The organism is Undibacterium sp. GW821-FHT11B02, from assembly GCF_058808955.1.
In genome coordinates, this window is the sequence record NZ_JBXASD010000005.1 from 266,995 (window position 1) to 283,627 (window position 16,633).

The 16,633-nt window shown below is 51.8% G+C and carries 19 protein-coding genes; 13 read left to right on the top strand and 6 right to left on the bottom strand.

Annotated elements, in window-relative coordinates:
• Positions 1–207: 207 nt before the first annotated feature.
• Entirely contained in the window at positions 208–1,698 is a 1,491-nt protein-coding gene (locus AC1RVX_RS12360; protein WP_493216891.1) for a cryptochrome/photolyase family protein, read from the bottom strand.
• Between the two features lie 107 nt (positions 1,699–1,805).
• Between AC1RVX_RS12360 and AC1RVX_RS12365 the strand changes: the two genes are divergently transcribed.
• From AC1RVX_RS12365 to AC1RVX_RS12390, 6 genes are all read left to right on the top strand, one after another.
• Positions 1,806–2,486, top strand: a complete 681-nt coding sequence (locus AC1RVX_RS12365) for a YqgE/AlgH family protein (protein WP_493216892.1) — start codon at positions 1,806–1,808, stop codon at positions 2,484–2,486.
• Entirely contained in the window at positions 2,486–2,881 is a 396-nt protein-coding gene (ruvX, locus tag AC1RVX_RS12370; RefSeq protein ID WP_186947028.1) for a Holliday junction resolvase RuvX, read from the top strand. The genes AC1RVX_RS12365 and ruvX overlap by 1 nt, the downstream gene beginning before the upstream one ends.
• Positions 2,878–3,390: a bifunctional pyr operon transcriptional regulator/uracil phosphoribosyltransferase PyrR gene (gene pyrR / locus AC1RVX_RS12375; protein WP_493216893.1), complete on the top strand. Its 513-nt coding sequence runs from the start codon at positions 2,878–2,880 to the stop codon at positions 3,388–3,390. Before ruvX ends, pyrR begins: the two co-directional genes overlap by 4 nt.
• A complete protein-coding gene (locus AC1RVX_RS12380; RefSeq protein ID WP_493216894.1) occupies positions 3,383–4,354 on the top strand; it encodes an aspartate carbamoyltransferase catalytic subunit in 972 nt (323 codons plus the stop codon). Before pyrR ends, AC1RVX_RS12380 begins: the two co-directional genes overlap by 8 nt.
• 7 nt (positions 4,355–4,361) lie before the next feature.
• Positions 4,362–5,648: a dihydroorotase gene (locus AC1RVX_RS12385; RefSeq protein ID WP_493216895.1), complete on the top strand. Its 1,287-nt coding sequence runs from the start codon at positions 4,362–4,364 to the stop codon at positions 5,646–5,648.
• A 161-nt stretch (positions 5,649–5,809) separates the two neighbouring features.
• A complete protein-coding gene (locus AC1RVX_RS12390) occupies positions 5,810–6,547 on the top strand; it encodes a lysophospholipid acyltransferase family protein (protein ID WP_493216896.1) in 738 nt (245 codons plus the stop codon).
• On the opposite strand, the gene AC1RVX_RS12395 is transcribed toward AC1RVX_RS12390, so the two are convergent.
• The 4 genes from AC1RVX_RS12395 to AC1RVX_RS12410 form a co-directional block, all read right to left on the bottom strand.
• Entirely contained in the window at positions 6,544–7,368 is an 825-nt protein-coding gene (locus AC1RVX_RS12395) for a symmetrical bis(5'-nucleosyl)-tetraphosphatase (RefSeq protein WP_493216897.1), read from the bottom strand. The two genes, AC1RVX_RS12390 and AC1RVX_RS12395, sit on opposite strands and share 4 nt — an antisense overlap.
• Before the next feature lie 6 nt (positions 7,369–7,374).
• Positions 7,375–8,481, bottom strand: coding sequence for a ferrochelatase (hemH, locus tag AC1RVX_RS12400; RefSeq protein WP_493216898.1), 1,107 nt, complete (start codon positions 8,479–8,481; stop codon positions 7,375–7,377).
• Positions 8,482–8,495: 14 nt separating this feature from the next.
• Positions 8,496–10,142 carry a DNA repair protein RecN gene (gene recN / locus AC1RVX_RS12405; protein ID WP_493216899.1) on the bottom strand — a complete coding sequence of 549 codons (1,647 nt, stop codon included), beginning with the start codon at positions 10,140–10,142 and terminating at the stop codon, positions 8,496–8,498.
• Between the two features lie 105 nt (positions 10,143–10,247).
• On the bottom strand, positions 10,248–11,141 hold the full coding sequence (locus tag AC1RVX_RS12410; protein ID WP_493217113.1) for an NAD kinase: 894 nt from the start codon (positions 11,139–11,141) through the stop codon (positions 10,248–10,250).
• Positions 11,142–11,216: 75 nt separating this feature from the next.
• Here AC1RVX_RS12410 and AC1RVX_RS12415 point away from each other — a divergent pair, with 75 nt between their 5' ends.
• The 3 genes from AC1RVX_RS12415 to AC1RVX_RS12425 all read left to right on the top strand — a co-directional run bounded on the left by AC1RVX_RS12415 (position 11,217) and on the right by AC1RVX_RS12425 (position 13,514).
• Positions 11,217–11,903, top strand: a complete 687-nt coding sequence (locus AC1RVX_RS12415; protein ID WP_493216900.1) for an HAD family hydrolase — start codon at positions 11,217–11,219, stop codon at positions 11,901–11,903.
• A gap of 44 nt (positions 11,904–11,947) precedes the next feature.
• Positions 11,948–12,967, top strand: a complete 1,020-nt coding sequence (gene hrcA / locus AC1RVX_RS12420; RefSeq protein WP_493216901.1) for a heat-inducible transcriptional repressor HrcA — start codon at positions 11,948–11,950, stop codon at positions 12,965–12,967.
• A 163-nt stretch (positions 12,968–13,130) separates the two neighbouring features.
• Complete coding sequence (locus tag AC1RVX_RS12425) at positions 13,131–13,514, top strand: response regulator (protein ID WP_493216902.1); 384 nt, start codon at positions 13,131–13,133, stop codon at positions 13,512–13,514.
• An 88-nt stretch (positions 13,515–13,602) separates the two neighbouring features.
• Here AC1RVX_RS12425 and fur read toward each other — a convergent pair whose 3' ends face one another.
• Positions 13,603–14,031 carry a ferric iron uptake transcriptional regulator gene (gene fur / locus AC1RVX_RS12430; RefSeq protein ID WP_493216903.1) on the bottom strand — a complete coding sequence of 143 codons (429 nt, stop codon included), beginning with the start codon at positions 14,029–14,031 and terminating at the stop codon, positions 13,603–13,605.
• A gap of 75 nt (positions 14,032–14,106) precedes the next feature.
• On the opposite strand from fur, the gene AC1RVX_RS12435 reads away from it, so the two are divergent.
• From AC1RVX_RS12435 to AC1RVX_RS12450, 4 genes are all read left to right on the top strand, one after another.
• Positions 14,107–14,676 (top strand): outer membrane protein assembly factor BamE, encoded by a 570-nt coding sequence (locus tag AC1RVX_RS12435; RefSeq protein ID WP_493216904.1) that lies wholly within the window; start codon positions 14,107–14,109, stop codon positions 14,674–14,676.
• 6 nt (positions 14,677–14,682) lie between these two features.
• Complete coding sequence (dapB, locus tag AC1RVX_RS12440) at positions 14,683–15,489, top strand: 4-hydroxy-tetrahydrodipicolinate reductase (protein ID WP_493216905.1); 807 nt, start codon at positions 14,683–14,685, stop codon at positions 15,487–15,489.
• 21 nt (positions 15,490–15,510) lie between these two features.
• The gene (locus tag AC1RVX_RS12445; protein WP_493216906.1) at positions 15,511–16,158 is read left to right on the top strand and encodes a MotA/TolQ/ExbB proton channel family protein; all 648 of its coding nucleotides are present in this window, start codon (positions 15,511–15,513) and stop codon (positions 16,156–16,158) included.
• A gap of 69 nt (positions 16,159–16,227) precedes the next feature.
• Positions 16,228–16,608, top strand: coding sequence for an ExbD/TolR family protein (locus AC1RVX_RS12450; RefSeq protein ID WP_493216907.1), 381 nt, complete (start codon positions 16,228–16,230; stop codon positions 16,606–16,608).
• The last annotated feature ends 25 nt before the right edge of the window (positions 16,609–16,633 follow it).

The following is a 16,633-nucleotide window of genomic DNA, read 5'->3' on the forward strand; positions in this document are numbered from 1 at the left end:
CAATTTGTGCATCACAAAAAATGGGAAAGCTTCGAAACTCGCCTACGGCTCAAACACGAAGCTTTCTGATCCATTTTCTGCGACGCACAAATTGCTATGTCCCAAGCGGATTGAAGTCAAAAGCAACTTCAAAACCAACAGCAACCCCAAGGTCAAAACCAACAACTGCAAATTGCTACAGGTATAGGTTGGACACCTCTCTAGTTTTTACTCACTCTCTTCATGCGTAGCCACCTTCTTCACCACAGCATACCGCGTCAAAGTCTGCTTGCGCGCTACATCGTGTTCGATGATGGGATAGGGATAATCCTTACCCAGTTTGATGCCAGCTTGCTCCAGCAATAGCGGTGCGGCTTTCCACGGCGCATGGATGCTGCGTTTATCCAGCTTGGACAGTTGTGGCAGATAGCGCTTGATGAACTTGCCTTCGGCGTCGAATTTTTCTGACTGGGTGATGGGATTGAAAATGCGGAAATAAGGTTGGGCGTCGCAGCCGGAGGAGGATGCCCATTGCCAGCCGCCGTTGTTGGCGGACAGGTCGAAGTCGTTCAGGTGGGTGGCGAAATAGGCTTCACCCCGACGCCAGTCTATACCCAGGTCTTTGATCAGGAAGCAGGCAGTAACCATGCGCAGGCGGTTGTGCATGTAACCGGTCTGGTTGAGTTGCAGCATGGCTGCATCGACCAGCGGGTAGCCGGTGCGACCTTCGCACCATGCGCTGAAATGGGCGTCGGCCTGGGGGCCGGTTTCCCATTGTATGGCATCGTAATCGGGTTTGAAGGAGCGCTGGGCTACATGAGGATGGTGGTGCAGGATCATGAAATAAAAATCACGCCATATCAGTTCAGATAACCAGATCTCGGCACCGCGATTGGTGGCAATGCGCATTTGCCGTATGGCTTCCTGCACGAGATGTCGGATGGATATGGTGCCGAAACGCAAATGTACTGACAGGTAAGACGGCCCCTTGACGGCAGGGAAGTCGCGCGACTGGTCGTACAGCTTCATGCGCCCCAGAAAATCATCCAGCAAATGGCTGGCACCTGTCATGCCGGCGGCAACCGGCATGCGCCTGTCAGCGGCGGCAGGAAAACCTAGTTCTTCCAGACTAGGTATGTCGCTTGCCGCTGGCCGGGCCAGCTTGTGGGCATATTTTTCAATGGGGTAAGCACGTGAATAAAAATCGCGGGTATCGGCATGAAACTTTTTCAACCAGGCATTTTTATACGGCGTAAATACCGAAAACGGTGTACCAGCCTGTGACAAGATTTCTTCTTTTTCAAAGATAACCTGATCTTTGTAGCTGAAGAAGGCACAGTTGCTGACTGACAAACTTTGCTGGACGGTGGTATCGCGCAATTTCGCCTGTGGTTCATAGTCATGGTTGACAAACACGGCGTCCACATTCAGTTCACGTACAAGTCGTGGTACTTCTTCCACTGCGTCGGCATAGCGCACGATCAACCCGCCACCCATCTGTTCCAGCGACGTTGCCAGTTCACTTAGACTTTCATGGATGAAGGCGACTCGCCTGTCATTGTCAGGTAAATCATTTAATATTTTTCTGTCGAAAATGAAAGCACAGAAGACACTTTCACTTTGCCGCAAGGCATGATGCAGCGCTGCATGGTCAACATTGCGCAAATCCCGTCTGAACCAGACCAGAGAACGTTGAAAATGCAGTTTATTTTCTTGCATGAGGGAAATTGAATGACTAAATGTCAAAAACAGGCACTGTGACTAAAACGCTATGCCGGACCATAGCACACATCGAAAAAGCACGCTAAAAATGCTAAAATGCGGATATGGCGAAGCAAACAAAATCCTTACATATCAATCTGCACGATGAGGCAACGCAGTCTGCATCACTGACTGCCAAACACAAGTTCAAAGTGAAAACTGAAGACGATGCCAATTTGGAACTGAATCTGACAAATCATTTCCTGATAGCAATGCCATCCATGCTCGACCCCATTTTTGGCGGCACGGTCATTTACCTGTGCGAGCATAGCGCACGCGGGGCCATGGGTATGGTCATCAATCGTCCTACCGATTTGACAGTGGCAGGTCTGTTTGACCGTATAGACCTGAAACTGGAAATCATCCCCAATTCCCACCCTATAGGTAAAAGCCCGGTCATGTTTGGTGGCCCGGTGCAGGATGATCGCGGTTTCGTGCTGCATACGCCACCTGGCAAGTATTCATCGTCCCTCAAGGTAACCGATGACGTCGCCTTTACCACTTCAAGAGATGTGCTGGAAGCCGTGGCTGCTGGTGACGGACCGGAGCAGGTACTCATCAGTGTCGGTTATGCTGGCTGGGGTGCTGGTCAGCTGGAGCAGGAAATCCTGGCGAACGGCTGGCTGACTGTGGCTGCTGATACTAGCATCATGTTTAATCTGCCAATGGAAGAGCGCTTTGCCGCTGCCATCAAATTGCTGGGCATCGACCCCATGATGCTTGCGGCTGACGCGGGGCACGCCTGATGGCTGCGAGTGACGGTACCGTCCTTGCATTTGACTTTGGTTTGAAACGCATAGGCGTTGCCGTTGGAAATACTTTTCTGCGCCAGGCAGAAGCCTTGAGCATTATTCACGCTCCCACCAATGACGGCAAATTTGCCGAAATCAGTCGCCTGATAGAGCAATGGCAACCTGTGCTCTGTGTGGTCGGCCTGCCCATGCATCCTGATGGGGCAGACAATGAAATGACACAGCGCTGCAAGCGTTTTGCCAATCAGATCAATGGCCGCTTCAATGTGCCCGCCGTACTGGTGGATGAACGTTATTCTTCCGCCGTACTGGATGCACGGCGCGGTGAATTTATCGACGATGATGCGGCTGCCCTTATCCTGCAACAATATTTTGACGAAACGCCATGACTTCTCCACACCTCAGCCTGGATGCAGAAGCACTGTACCAGCAACTCCTGAATCAGATACGACCCCATGCCGCAATACAGAACCATCTTGCCATTGTCGGTATTTATTCTGGCGGTGCCTGGATCGCTGAACGCCTGGTAACTGACCTGGGTTTGAAAAACAAGGCTGGCTTCATCGACGTATCTTTTTATCGCGATGATTATGCGGCCAAGGGCCTGCATGCTGAAGTCAAACCAACGCATATTCCCTTTGATGTGAATGGTGCCCACATCATCCTGGTAGATGACGTGCTGTACACCGGTCGCACTACCCGTGCCGCGATCAATGAATTATTTGATTATGGCCGTCCGGCCCGCATCATGCTGGCAACCCTGGTCGATCGCGGTGGCCGCGAATTGCCGGTTGCTGCCGATTTTGTTGCCTACGCTGCCCCATTTGAACCCGCCGTCTCTGTCAATCTGCAACGTGCAGACGATGGCACACTCAGCATCTCTATTGACCATGCATAATCCCCAGCTCAATAAACACGGCGAACTCCAGCATTTGCTGACCATAGATGGCTTGCCGAAAGCCATCGTCAACCATATCCTGGATACCGCCTCCTCCTTCGTCAGTGTCAGCGACAGGGAAGTCAAGAAAGTGCCGCTGATGCGCGGCAAAAGCGTGTTCAATCTGTTCTTTGAAAATTCCACGCGCACCCGCACCACATTTGAAATTGCTTCCAAGCGTTTGTCTGCCGATGTCATCAATCTCAATATCGCTGCTTCCAGCACCAGCAAGGGTGAATCCCTGCTGGATACCATAGACAACCTGGCGGCCATGCATGCTGACATGTTTGTGGTACGCCATGCGACTTCCGGCGCACCTTTCCTGATCGCCAAGCATTTGAATGACACCAAACAGCATCATGTTCATGTAGTGAATGCCGGTGATGGCCGTCATGCTCACCCTACGCAGGGTTTGCTGGACATGTACACCATACGCCATTACAAAAAAGACTTCACCAATCTGACAGTAGCGATCGTCGGCGATGTCTTGCACAGCCGCGTGGCCCGTTCCGACATTCATGCCCTGACTACCCTCGGCGTACCGGAAGTGCGCGTCATTGGCCCACGCACTCTGTTGCCTGGTGGCCTGGAGCAAATGGGTGTGCGCGTGTTCAACAACATGAACGAAGGCTTGAAAGGCGTTGACGTGATCATCATGCTGCGTCTGCAAAATGAACGGATGAGCGGTGCCTTGTTACCGTCAGCACAGGAATATTTCAAAAGCTATGGCCTGACTCCAGAACGTCTGGCACTGGCCAAGCCTGATGCCATCGTCATGCATCCGGGACCCATGAACCGTGGCGTGGAAATTGATTCTGCTGTGGCCGATGGGCCGCAAGCGGTTATCCTGCCGCAAGTGACTTTTGGTATTGCCGTGCGCATGGCTGTCATGAGCATCGTGGCTGGTAACAGCGGCGGGGTATGAGGGAACTATGAAAATACATATCAAGAATGGCCGCGTGATTGACCCGGCAAGTGAAACAGATGCAGTACAAGACGTATATATCGCCGCTGGCAAGGTCGTGGCCATCGGTCAGGCACCGGCTGATTTTGTCGCCAATAAAACCGTCGATGCGACTGGTCTGGTGGTGGCCCCTGGTCTGGTTGATCTGAGTGCCCGTTTGCGCGAGCCAGGTTTTGAATACAAGGCCACACTGGAATCCGAATTGCAGGCCGCCATGCGTGGTGGCGTCACCAGCCTGGTCTGCCCGCCGGATACCGACCCGGTACTGGATGAATCCGGCCTGGTGGAAATGTTGAAGCAAAGAGCTCGCATGCAAAACAAGGCGCATGTATATCCGCTCGGTGCACTGACAGTCGGCTTGAAGGGCGAAGCTCTGACAGAGATGGCAGAGTTGACAGAGGCTGGTTGCATCGGTTTTTCACAGGCAGAAGAAACCATTGCCAATACCAATACGCTGCAAAGAGCGCTGGAATACGCCAGTACTTTTGGTTTTACAGTCTGGCTGCGTCCGCAAGATGCATACATAGGCAAGGGTGGCGTGGCGCACAGCGGCCCATTGGCTTCACGACTGGGTTTGTCCGGCGTGCCTGTCATGGCAGAAACCATTGCCTTGCACACCCTGTTTGAACTCATGCGTGCTACCAATGCCAAGGTGCATCTGTGCCGCATCTCTTCGGCTGCCGGTCTCGATCTGATACGCAAGGCCAAGAAAGAAGGCTTGTCTCTGACCTGTGACGTGGGTGCCCATCATGTACACCTGACCGATGCAGATATCGGCTTCTTCGATTCAAATGCGCGCCTGACTCCACCTTTACGCAGTCAGCGTGACCGTGATGCGATCAGTGCTGCATTGAAGGATGGTACGATTGATGCTATTTGTTCTGATCACACACCAGTCGATGATGATGAAAAATTACTGCCCTTCGCCGAAGCTTCTCCAGGTGCAACAGGTCTGGAATTACTGTTGTCGCTGGCACTGAAATGGGCAGAAGACAGCCGTGGTGAAGTCAACCTGATGCTGGCCTTGTCCAAAATCAGCCAGCATGCAGCCAGGGTCGCAGGTGTGCCTGCAGGACAAATTGCGGTCGGGCAAGCAGCCGATATCTGCATCTTTGATCCGGCCACGCGCTGGAAGGTGGAAGCAAAAGCCCTTGCCAGCCAGGGCAAGCATACACCTTTCCTTGGTTATGAATTGCCGGGTGTGGTGAAGGCAACCATCGTGTCGGGGCATGTGGCGTTAGATACCTTGCACTAAATAATGCTCATTGAGCAGGCGGTTTTCTAGGGATGCAGATTTAACTGCATCATTTGGGTAATAAGATAACTTACTGGGAGTATGGTTCACCGTACTCCCGTTTGTTTTATTGCGATGTTAAATTTTATTGTTACTCTACGTGAGTATTTTTGTGAGTCAGTATGATCGTTTGGCATTTTTTCCGGGTATTCATTCATCTCATCGCGGGTCTGCTGACCTGCGCAGTGGTCTTTCCGTTTGCCCAAGATGCCAGGCGTGATTATCTGGTGCGTCGCTGGTCGGTCAAGTTGCTGGCCATCTGTACTGTGGATGTTGCTTTCAAAGATAAAAGCAAAGGGGCTGTGAATGCGTCTGCGATGATCGTTTCCAATCATATTTCCTGGCTGGATATTTTCGTTATCAATACGCTGCACCCTTGCCATTTTGTTGCCAAGTCAGATATCCGTAATTGGCCTTTGCTGGGTTGGTTATGTGAGAAGGCAGGTACCATCTTCCTGGTGCGTGGCAGACAGCGCGATGTGCGTCGTATATATGAAGGTCTGGTACACCAGATAGAAGCGGGCAAGCGCATTGCATTCTTCCCCGAAGGTACAACAGCATCGCAAGGGAATGTGCTGTCGTTTCATGCCAATCTGTTTGAAGCAGCGATAGAAGCACGCGTACCGGTGCAGCCATTCGTGATTCGCTATCTGGATGCACAAGGTCAGTTCCATGCCGCGGCTGATTTTATTGGCGACATGACTTTTGCAGAGAGTATGCGCATCATCTTGCTGGCACCGCGCATGACGGCAGAACTAGTGCGCTTGCCTGCCATTCCTACCGAAGGCGCACACCGGCGCGATGTTGCCAAGCTGGCGCGCGCGGCTGTGATGCAGGAATTGGGTGTGACTGAAGATTAACCTGGTTTTTGTTGTTGCGGGCAATCTATCTGTACCAGGTCGCGGTCTTCCAGCGCAACGGCAGTCAATTTGCCACCCCATACGCAACCTGTATCCAGGCTGATCAGATTGGGGCGCAATACCAGGCCCAGTGTGGACCAATGACCGAAAACCACGGTACTTTCTTCCGTTGCTCTGGGCAAGTCAAACCATGGAGAAAATCCTTCCGGTGCAGCACCCGCGCCATCCTTGGTGGCAAAATCCATCTTGCCGTCATTGCTGCAAAAACGCATGCGTGTCAGCGCATTGATAATGCAGCGGTAACGTGCATGGCCCTGTAAATCATCTTGCCAATGGTCTGGCGTGTTGCCATACATATTTTGCATCAGGTCCAGCCAGTCAGGTGCCCGCAAGCGGTTCTCCACTTCTTTGGCCAAGCTAAGCACTTGCGTTGCCGACCATTGCGGAAAGACGCCCGCATGCACCAGCAAATGCTGGTTCTTGAAAATTGCCAAAGGGCGTTGCCGTAACCAGTGCAGCAATTCATCACGGTCTGGTGCTTGAAGGATATCGTCCAGAGTATCGCTGCGGTGGGCTGGACGTATACCATGGGCAACTGCCAGCAAATGCAGGTCGTGGTTACCCAATACGCTTTCCGCACGACCACATTGTTGCAGGTTGCGTATCAAGCGCAGGCTTGCCAGTGATTGTGGACCTCGGTTCACCAGATCGCCGGCGAACAGATAATAGGCGCGGGGTGAACGCGCCTCTATCTTATCCAGCAACGTTTGCAACTGTTCGGCACAGCCTTGTATGTCACCGATGAAATAGGTTTTGCTCATTGCTCTTTAGTGATCCGCGCCCAGTCGTTTCGATTCGGAACGGCTGATCAGGGCTTGCTGTTTTTGTTGTTCACGCACGCTGGCAGTGATCATGGTTGGCCAGCCAATCAGGTGTTGTTCTGCGATCTCTGCCAGTCCGCGCATCCACGCGGGAGATTCGTTCAGGCAGGGGATGTAGTTGAATTCCTTACCGCCAGCACGCAAGAATTCGGTCTTCACTTCCATGGCGATTTCTTCCAGGGTTTCCAGGCAGTCGGCGATGAAGCCGGGGCAGATGACATCGATACGTTTGATACCGTCTTTTGCCAGTTTCTGTACCGTCGGTGCCGTATAGGGTTGCAGCCACTCGGCACGACCCAGGCGTGACTGGAAGGTGACGATGTAATCATCCTTGCCCAGCCCCAGTTTTTCAGCCAGCAGGCGCGCAGTTTTATAGCATTCGCAATGATAGGCATCGCCTCGCATTAAAAAAGCTTTCGGCAAGCCATGAAAACTCATGACCAGTTTCTCTGGCCGGCCATGACTTTGCCAGTGATCCAAGACAGATACCTTCAATGCTTGAATATAGCCATCATGATCATGATAGTTCTTGATGAAGCGCAGTTCAGGCATATTCCTGACCTGTTGGTAATGCTGGACGACGGCATCAAAATTGGATGCCGTCGTCGTACCGGAATATTGCGGATAGGCTGGCAAAATCAATATGCGTTCACAACCATCTTTCTTGAGTTTCTGCAAAACATCAGGGATGGATGGTGAGCCATAGCGCATGGCATAGGCAACCTGAACTTCATGTCCGCGCTCACCAAGGTAACCCTTCAGCAGGCTGGCCTGCTTTTCAGTATGTATCTTCAGTGGCGAACCGTCTTTGGTCCAGATGGAGGCATATTTTTTTGCAGACTGACCGGAACGAAACGGCAGGATGATGCCATGCAAGATCAGCCACCAGATCGGGCGTGGCACTTCAACCACGCGCCGGTCCCATAAAAATTGTTTGAGGTAAGGGCGCACTGCCGATGCCGTAGGGGCATCCGGTGTGCCAAGGTTGATCAGTACGACGGCGGTTTTGCCTGTTCTGCCGTGGGAGTATTCAGGTTCTTTGAGGAAGCGCATGATGTTTTATATTCTTAAGATGCCAGTAATTCTCTGGCGTGTTTGCGCGTAGTTGCTGTGATTTCTATGCCGCCCAGCATGCGGGCAATTTCTTCGACACGTTGTTTGCTGTCGAGTGCTTCAATCTGTGATGTAGTCTTGCCTTTGTGGCTGGCCTTGCTGACCTGAAAGTGCTGATTGGCCTGGCTGGCGACTTGTGGCAAATGGGTGACACACAAAACTTGCCGGTCTTGCCCCAGTCGTTTCAGCAAACGCCCGACTACTTCGGCCACACCACCACCGATGCCGCTATCGACTTCGTCGAAGATGAGGGTGGGGGTAGCAGTTGCACCGGAAGTGATGACAGAGATGGCCAATGAGATACGGGCCAGCTCACCTCCGGATGCCACTTTGGCCAGTGGCCGCGGCTGGACACCGGCATGGCCAGCCACCAGGAATTCAATTTGTTCCAGCCCATAAGCCGCAGGTTCGGAAGCATGCAGGGCGATGGAAAAACTGCCACCACCCATACTCAGGTCTTGCATGGCGGCTGTGACTGCTGCACCCAGTTCCTTTGCCACCTTGGTGCGTGCCTTGCTGAGTTTTTGTGCTACCTGCAGATAGCTTAAGCGGGCTTTTTCTTCCTGTGCTTTCAGGGCATCCATATCGCTGGCATTGGATAGCTGCTGCAGCTGTGCCGATAAAATGGCAAATTCTTCATGCAGCTTTTCTGGCGCGACATGAAAACGACGGGCCGTCGTATGAATTGCTTCGACACGGCTTTCGACCTGGCGCAGACGTGCCGGATCAAGTTCTGTGCGGCTCAGATAATCGTTCAGCGCATAGGTGGTTTCCTGCAGGTTGATGCAGGCAGAATCCAGTGCTTCAATGACTGGCTTTAAGGCTGCGTCATAGTCCAGCAGTTTTTGCAGCTTGTGCTGAACCGCCGTCAACTGTGACAGCACAGCATGATCAGATTCGGAAATCAGGGCGGCAGCTTCCTGTGCTCCTTCCAGCAAGCTGGCAGCATGGGCCAGGCGACTATGTTCCTGGCTGATGTCTTCCCACTCGCCAGGCTTGATCTGCAATTTGTCGAGTTCACCGACTTGCCATTCCAGTCTCTCACGTTCTTGCAAGACATTCTTGGCATTGGTTTCAAATTCTTCGCGCTGCTTGCTCAGATTGCGCCAGGCCCTGTAGCGCAGGCCGACTTCGCGTACCTGTTCTTCCAGCCCGCCCTGCATGTCCAGCAGGGACCGTTGGGCCTCGGTTTTTAACAAGGACTGATGGGCATGCTGGCCATGGATATCCACCAGTAAATCACCGATCTCGCGTAACTGACTGGCGGTGGCGGTGATGCCGTTGATCCAGGCTTTTGAGCGTCCGGCATTATCTATCGTGCGGCGCAGTATCAGTTGCTGGTCAGGGTCGCTGAAGTCATTGGCTTCCAGCCAGTCGGTGAGGTTGGCATTGATGGCAAATTCAGCACTGACATCCGCTTTGGCGGCTGATTCGCGCACCATGCTGGCATCCCCACGGCCACCCAGTGCCAGGGTCAGCGCATCAATCAGGATGGATTTACCGGCCCCAGTTTCACCGGTCAGTACGCTGAAACCGGATGAAAATTCGAGTTCCAGCGTATCGACAATGACAAAATCACGAATGGCAAGCGTGCGCAGCATAATGAACAGACGGTAATAGGGTGAAATGGAGGTGGATATGATGTCTCTGGTACAGCAGCCAACTGGGCTAGCCGCTATTTTAGCAATACACTTTATGTGCGTGTTTCAGTTAAGTGCCCCTTCGACCGAGGGATATTCATTCCAGTGCAGTTTTTCGCGCAGGGTATTGTAATAATTCCAGCCCTGAGGATGCAGGAAAGTTACCGTATGGGCAGAGCGGTTAACGATTATCCTGTCCTGATGTATGAGACTGGCAAAATTTTGCATGTCAAAGTTCAGGCTGATGTCGCGTCCGGCTACGATCTCAATCACGATTTCACTACTGTCCGGCAAGACTATCGGTCGGTTGGACAAGGCATGTGGCGCAATCGGCACCATGGCGATACCCGACAGGCTTGGATGCAGCAGCGGACCGCCTGCGGACAGGGCATAGGCGGTGGAGCCAGTTGGGGTTGAAACAATCAGACCATCAGAACGCTGGTTATACATGAAATGGCCATCGACTTCCACACGCAATTCCACCATCCCGGAACCAGCGCCGCGTGACACCACGATATCATTGAAGGCAACACCGCTGAAAATTTGGTCACCATCGCGTACCACGATGGCCTGAAGCAGGCTGCGGCGCTCCGACACATATTTGCCATCCAGCATGTCCGTAATGGCCGGTATCATGCGATCCAGGGCGATGTCGGTGATGAAACCCAGTCGGCCCTGATTGACGCCTATCAGTGGTACGTTATAGGGTGCCAGTTGGCGCGCTATGCCCAGCATGGTACCGTCACCACCGATGACGATGGCGGCATCAGCAGATTTGCCGATTTCAGGAACTGCCATGGTCGTAAACTGCGCGAGTTGCGGGTATTGTGCGGTTTCTGCTTCGATAACTACGTGGTGTCCTGCGTGTTCCAGGAAATTTGCCAGTTCGGTCATGGAATCCGCGATACCGGCAGCATTATATTTTCCAACAAGTGCAATGGTTTTGGCCTGGACAGTCATAAACAAGGTGGAGGTGACATGATGCCTCAGATTAGACCATAATTAAGCCAGGAATGAATGAATTGAGTGCACTTTATGACATTAAAAGCAGTTTTGCTGGATCTGGACGATACCTTGTGGCCTGTTGTGCCGGTGATACGCCATGCTGAAGCGGCATTGCAGCAATGGATGCATGAACATGTACCTGTAGTTGCTCAAAATTACAGTGTGGAAAAATTGCGTGAACGCCGGAACGCCCTGGTGTCTGCCGATCCGCGGTTTCAATATGACTTGTGGGCGTTGCGCCATACCCTGTTAAGCGAAGTATTTCAGGAACATGGTGTGGCCGTGGAAAAAGCCGATCAAGCCATGGCGGTATTTGCGTATGCCAGGAACCAGGTGGATTTATATGAAGATGTCAGGTCTGGCCTGCAGGCTTTGGAAAAAAAGATCGTACTGGGTACTGTCTCGAATGGCTTCGCGGATTTGTCGGCCATTGGTATTGCCAGCCATTTCAAGGTATCAATAGCGGCCTATCGTTTTGGATGTGCCAAGCCTGACCCGCGAATTTTCCTGGCGGCTTGCGATGCGCTGGAATTGGCACCGGCTGAAGTATTGTATGTGGGTGATGATTTGTTGCTGGATGTGCAAGGCGCGCAACAAGCTGGCCTGAAAGGTGGCTGGATGAATCGCAAGGGTTTGAAAATTGAGGATGAGCGCCATATTCATATCAGGCCAGATGCAGAATTTGCCAGCCTGCATGAGTTGGCGCAGTGGATATAAAACTTTCTATGTTCATTGCTGGCATGAACGCATAAAATGAAACTATGCAACTCGATATTCGCGCACAAACCTTATTAAAAGCCCTGGTCGAACGGTATATCGCCGATGGCCAGCCTGTGGGTTCCCGCGCCCTGTCAAAAATTTCCGGCCTGGAATTGTCGCCAGCGACCATACGCAATGTCATGGCTGACCTGGAAGAGATGGGTTTTGTTGCTAGTCCGCACACTTCGGCAGGGCGTATACCCACGCCACGTGGGTATAGAGTGTTTGTGGATAAATTACTTACAGTGCAAGAAATCAATGAAGTCGGCCTGGAGTCACGCTTGCAGGCTGGTATGTTGTCGCAACCGCCACAAAAGCTGATCGCCAATGCAGCACAGATTTTGTCTTCGCTATCGCAATTTGCTGGCGTAGTGATGACGCCGCGTACCGAATCCATCTTCCAACAAGTGGAATTTTTGCGACTGTCGGAAAAACGTATCTTGCTGGTCGTGGTGTCGCCTACTGGCGACGTACACAACAGGCTGTTGCTGACTGACGTGGACTATAACCAGGGGCAACTGGTGCATGCTGCCAATTACCTGAACCAGAATTTTGGCGGTTTGAGTTTTGCTGATGCGCGTACCCGTATCAACAGCGAATTGCGGCAACTGCAAAATGACATGACCAGACTGATGCAGGCAGCAGTGGAAGCTGGCAGTAACGCCATGGATGAGCAAAATGAAGAGGTTGTCATTTCAGGCGAGCGCAATTTATTGAATGTGCAGGATCTGTCATCCAACATGGGTTCCTTGCGCAAGTTGTTTGATATGTTCGAGCAAAAAAGCAGTCTGATGCAGTTACTGGATGTGTCCAGCAAGGCGACTGGCGTGCAGATCTTCATAGGCGGTGAATCGCAGCTCGTCCCCATGGAAGAAATGAGCATCGTGACCGCGCCCTATGAAGTTAACGGGAAGATAGTCGGTACACTGGGAGTGATAGGTCCGACGCGCATGGCTTATGAAAGAGTGATACCGATTGTTGATATCACTGCAAAATTATTGTCGAATGCATTAAGCCAATAAAAATTTGGCATTAGCTTCCCATCAAAAGCCACAGGCAAGGTTTTGTTAAATTCTGAGTCTTGCGGTATAGCAACATCACTCTGCTCTTGTTACCTTGTATGCCAGGGCCTATCCTTAGCTGATATTAAGCAGCAGCTTAAACTTTTAAGTAATCAATACGGATATGGACAAAAAAAACGTAACAATATTGCTGGTAGACGATAATGATGTCACCAGAGAGGTGCTGAGGGTGATTTTGCGCAGCGAGGGTTATAACGTTGTTGGCGAAGCAACTGATGGCAGCACGGGCCTGGAAATGGCGGTCAGGCTCAAGCCTCACCTCATCATGCTGGATGTGGTTATGCCCAAGATCAGTGGTATCGAGATTTTGCCTCGCCTGAAAGAACTGGTCCCCACGGCTTGTGTGCTGATGGTTACTGCGAATAAAGATCAGGAAACCATTTCAGAGGCTGTGAAAACCGGTATCCATGGCTATATTCTCAAACCTTTCAATGCTCAAAAAATAATTGACACAGTAGCCAGTGTGGTTGCCAAGATAGGCATGTAAGGACTGCTATGAGTGGCAGTTAAATCAGGCATGCAGATATGCCTGATGCGGTCTACTTTAATACAAAGCTGCAATAGTCAGCGTAAGCTTAGCCCTTGTGCTCGCAGTTGGGTTTGGTGCAGTTGCCGTATATGGCCAGTGCATGTTCGGCAATTTTAAAGCCACGCTCCAGGGCGACCTTGTGCTGGCGTTGTTCAATTTCTTCGTCAAAGAATTCTTCCACCCGTCCACAATCGAGGCAGACCAGATGGTCATGGTGTGAACCTTCATTCAACTCGAAAATTGCCTTGCCGGTCTCGAAATGATTGCGATTGAGCAGGCCTGCCTGTTCAAATTGCGTCAGAACCCGATACACCGTTGCCAAACCAACATCCATATTTTCATTCAGCAGGATCTTATATACGTCTTCTGCTGTCAAATGGCGAACCGGGCTGTTCTGGAAAATTTCCAGTATTTTCAGTCGTGGAAGGGTGGCTTTCAGGCCGCTGGCCTTCAGGTTGGGAGTGCTGTTTGTCATGTTTTCGATCAAAAATTTGCTATCTGCTTTATGATATCGGGTTTTAGGGCTTGTTGCTCAATAATGAGGTTACCTATGCGTTTGTTGTTTTCAGAGTCAAAACGGACCACACTGGGTCGTGCTGCGGGTCTGGCACTGATTGCCTGCCTGACTGCATGTTCATCAGCTTTACCTTTTTTGTCGACTGCAGACAAAACTTCGGTGTATGCCAGTCCAACCAATACTGGTGATACCAGTGGTGCACAGGTGGTTGCGCCTACCGGCTTTGCCAAGTTGCTTAGTTATATCTCGCCTTATCGCATCCCTATTCAGCAAGGTAACTTCGTATCACAAGAAATGGTTTCCCAATTAAAAGAAGGCATGACTCGTGAACAGGTTCGGTTTTTGCTGGGCACAGCTTTGTTGACCGACATGTTTCATGAAGACCGCTGGGATTACCCGTTTCGCCTGACCAAGGGCAATGGTGAACAAATCACCAGCCGGGTATCAGTGTATTTCAAAAATAACACTGTTGCCAAATTTGAAGGCGGTAACCTGCCTACTGAAAAAGATTATCTGGCCCGCATTACCGAATCCGCATTGGGCGTGAATCGCGTACAGTCAGTGATTGACACTGATGGCCCAGCCAAGAAAAAAGAGAAATAAAACACTATGACAGCTTTGAAAATTGCCGTAGCGGGTGCTTCTGGCCGTATGGGAAAAATGTTGGTTGAAGCGATCAGCAATGCTGATGATCTGGTGCTGGCCGGGGCGCTGGATGTGCCCGGTTCCCCTGCATTGGGTACGGATGCAGGTCTTAGTCTGGGCAAGCCGACAGGTGTGTCGATAGAGTCCGACCTGGCAAAAGCTTTGGCGGATGCCGACTATCTGATCGACTTCACCCGCCCCGAAGGTACACTCAAACATCTTGAATATTGTGCTGAACACGGTATCAAGATGATCATAGGCACAACCGGTTTTGACGAGGCGGGCAAGGCAGCGATTGCCGCTGCCGCGCAAAAGACTGCCATCATGTTTGCGCCGAATATGAGTGTGGGCGTGAATGTCACGATGAAATTGCTGGAAATGGCTGCCAAAAGTTTTTCGCACGGCTATGACATTGAAATTATCGAAGCACATCACCGTCATAAAGTGGATGCGCCGTCAGGCACAGCCCTGAAAATGGGTGAAGTGATCGCTGACGCACTGGGGCTTGACCTGAATGAAGTTGGCGTATTTTCCCGGGAAGGCGTCACTGGCGAACGTGATCCATCATCGATCGGTTTTGCCACTATCCGTGGTGGCGACATTGTTGGTGACCATACTGTCTTGTTTGCCGGTATTGGCGAGCGGGTTGAAATAACACATAAATCATCCAGCCGTGTCACTTATGCGCATGGTAGTTTGCGTGCGGCCCGTTTCCTGCAGGATAAACCTACAGGCCTGTTCGACATGTACGACGTATTGGGCTTGCGCTAAGTAAAGTGCTGACCCGGCCCTATGAATTCTGCGATTGCACATTATTGGGAACAGGCTGACTTGCTGGGACACATGGTCGGCTGGTTCTTGCTGGCCATGTCGGTACTCAGCTGGACCCTGATTTTATTAAAGGCATGGACTTTCTGGCGTATCCGCCAGGCAGCACCAGCCTTGCGGGTCTTTTGGCAGTCACCCAGCCTGGCCGATGCCATGGCGATGCTGCGCCAGGCCGACAGGGGGCACGTCTTTATTGCGCTGGCTGATGCGGCAGAGCAGGCGGACAGACGTGCTGGTACCTTATCTGAAAATACCGCATTTAGCGAAGTCCTCACCCGCAGCCTGCGCCAGCAATTGCAAGCACTGACTACCAGACTTGAAGCCGGGCTGACCATGCTGGCATCGATAGGGGCAACAGCCCCTTTTGTCGGCCTGCTGGGAACGGTGTGGGGTATTTATCATGCGTTGACGGCCATTTCTGCATCGGGTGCTGTGCAGATAGATCAACTGGCTGGCCCGGTTGGTGAAGCACTGATCATGACTGCGCTGGGATTGATCGTCGCGATACCGGCGGTGCTGGCATATAACGGTTTCAATCGTATCAACCGTATAACCCTGGCCGAGCTGGACGGTTTTGCCTTTGACTTACACGCGCACTGGTGCAAAGCCTGAGACTGACCCAGCATGTCATTCGGTAAATTCCAGCAATCTGATTCTGTTACCTCCCGTTCGCAGGAGGCTATGGCAGATATCAATGTCACACCCATGGTGGATGTGATGCTGGTACTACTGGTGATTTTCATCATTGCCGCCCCCTTCATGACGCATGCCATCAAACTGGATTTGCCACAGGCACAGTCTGCTGCCGTACCGGAACCGGCGAACGCTATCCATATTGCGTTTGATGCAGAAGGACGTTTGTACTGGGACAAGGATGTATTGTCCATGGCTGAACTGGAGCCCAGACTGGCTGCGCTGGCGCGTAACAGCAAGCAGACGGAAATACAATTGCGCGCCGACAAGGCTACCCGTTACGAAATCATTGCCCAGGTCATGGCTGCTGCCCAGGCGCAAGGCTTGAGCAGGATTTCTTTCGTTACCGACAAGAAAGCTGCCCGTTAAACCTGGCCCCCGACACAGGTAACGC

Coding starts and splice junctions, on each gene's coding strand:
- ruvX (WP_186947028.1), top strand. CDS start 2,486: ATGGCTGCGAGTGACGGTACCGTCCTTGCATTTGACTTTGGTTTGAAA.
- AC1RVX_RS12435 (WP_493216904.1), top strand. CDS start 14,107: ATGCGTTTGTTGTTTTCAGAGTCAAAACGGACCACACTGGGTCGTGCT.
- AC1RVX_RS12445 (WP_493216906.1), top strand. CDS start 15,511: ATGAATTCTGCGATTGCACATTATTGGGAACAGGCTGACTTGCTGGGA.
- AC1RVX_RS12410 (WP_493217113.1), bottom strand. CDS start 11,141: ATGACTGTCCAGGCCAAAACCATTGCACTTGTTGGAAAATATAATGCT.
- AC1RVX_RS12390 (WP_493216896.1), top strand. CDS start 5,810: ATGATCGTTTGGCATTTTTTCCGGGTATTCATTCATCTCATCGCGGGT.
- AC1RVX_RS12365 (WP_493216892.1), top strand. CDS start 1,806: ATGGCGAAGCAAACAAAATCCTTACATATCAATCTGCACGATGAGGCA.
- fur (WP_493216903.1), bottom strand. CDS start 14,031: ATGACAAACAGCACTCCCAACCTGAAGGCCAGCGGCCTGAAAGCCACC.
- hrcA (WP_493216901.1), top strand. CDS start 11,948: ATGCAACTCGATATTCGCGCACAAACCTTATTAAAAGCCCTGGTCGAA.
- AC1RVX_RS12395 (WP_493216897.1), bottom strand. CDS start 7,368: ATGAGCAAAACCTATTTCATCGGTGACATACAAGGCTGTGCCGAACAG.
- AC1RVX_RS12450 (WP_493216907.1), top strand. CDS start 16,228: ATGGCAGATATCAATGTCACACCCATGGTGGATGTGATGCTGGTACTA.
- recN (WP_493216899.1), bottom strand. CDS start 10,142: ATGCTGCGCACGCTTGCCATTCGTGATTTTGTCATTGTCGATACGCTG.
- AC1RVX_RS12385 (WP_493216895.1), top strand. CDS start 4,362: ATGAAAATACATATCAAGAATGGCCGCGTGATTGACCCGGCAAGTGAA.
- AC1RVX_RS12360 (WP_493216891.1), bottom strand. CDS start 1,698: ATGCAAGAAAATAAACTGCATTTTCAACGTTCTCTGGTCTGGTTCAGA.
- AC1RVX_RS12415 (WP_493216900.1), top strand. CDS start 11,217: ATGACATTAAAAGCAGTTTTGCTGGATCTGGACGATACCTTGTGGCCT.
- dapB (WP_493216905.1), top strand. CDS start 14,683: ATGACAGCTTTGAAAATTGCCGTAGCGGGTGCTTCTGGCCGTATGGGA.
- hemH (WP_493216898.1), bottom strand. CDS start 8,481: ATGCGCTTCCTCAAAGAACCTGAATACTCCCACGGCAGAACAGGCAAA.
- AC1RVX_RS12425 (WP_493216902.1), top strand. CDS start 13,131: ATGGACAAAAAAAACGTAACAATATTGCTGGTAGACGATAATGATGTC.
- pyrR (WP_493216893.1), top strand. CDS start 2,878: ATGACTTCTCCACACCTCAGCCTGGATGCAGAAGCACTGTACCAGCAA.
- AC1RVX_RS12380 (WP_493216894.1), top strand. CDS start 3,383: ATGCATAATCCCCAGCTCAATAAACACGGCGAACTCCAGCATTTGCTG.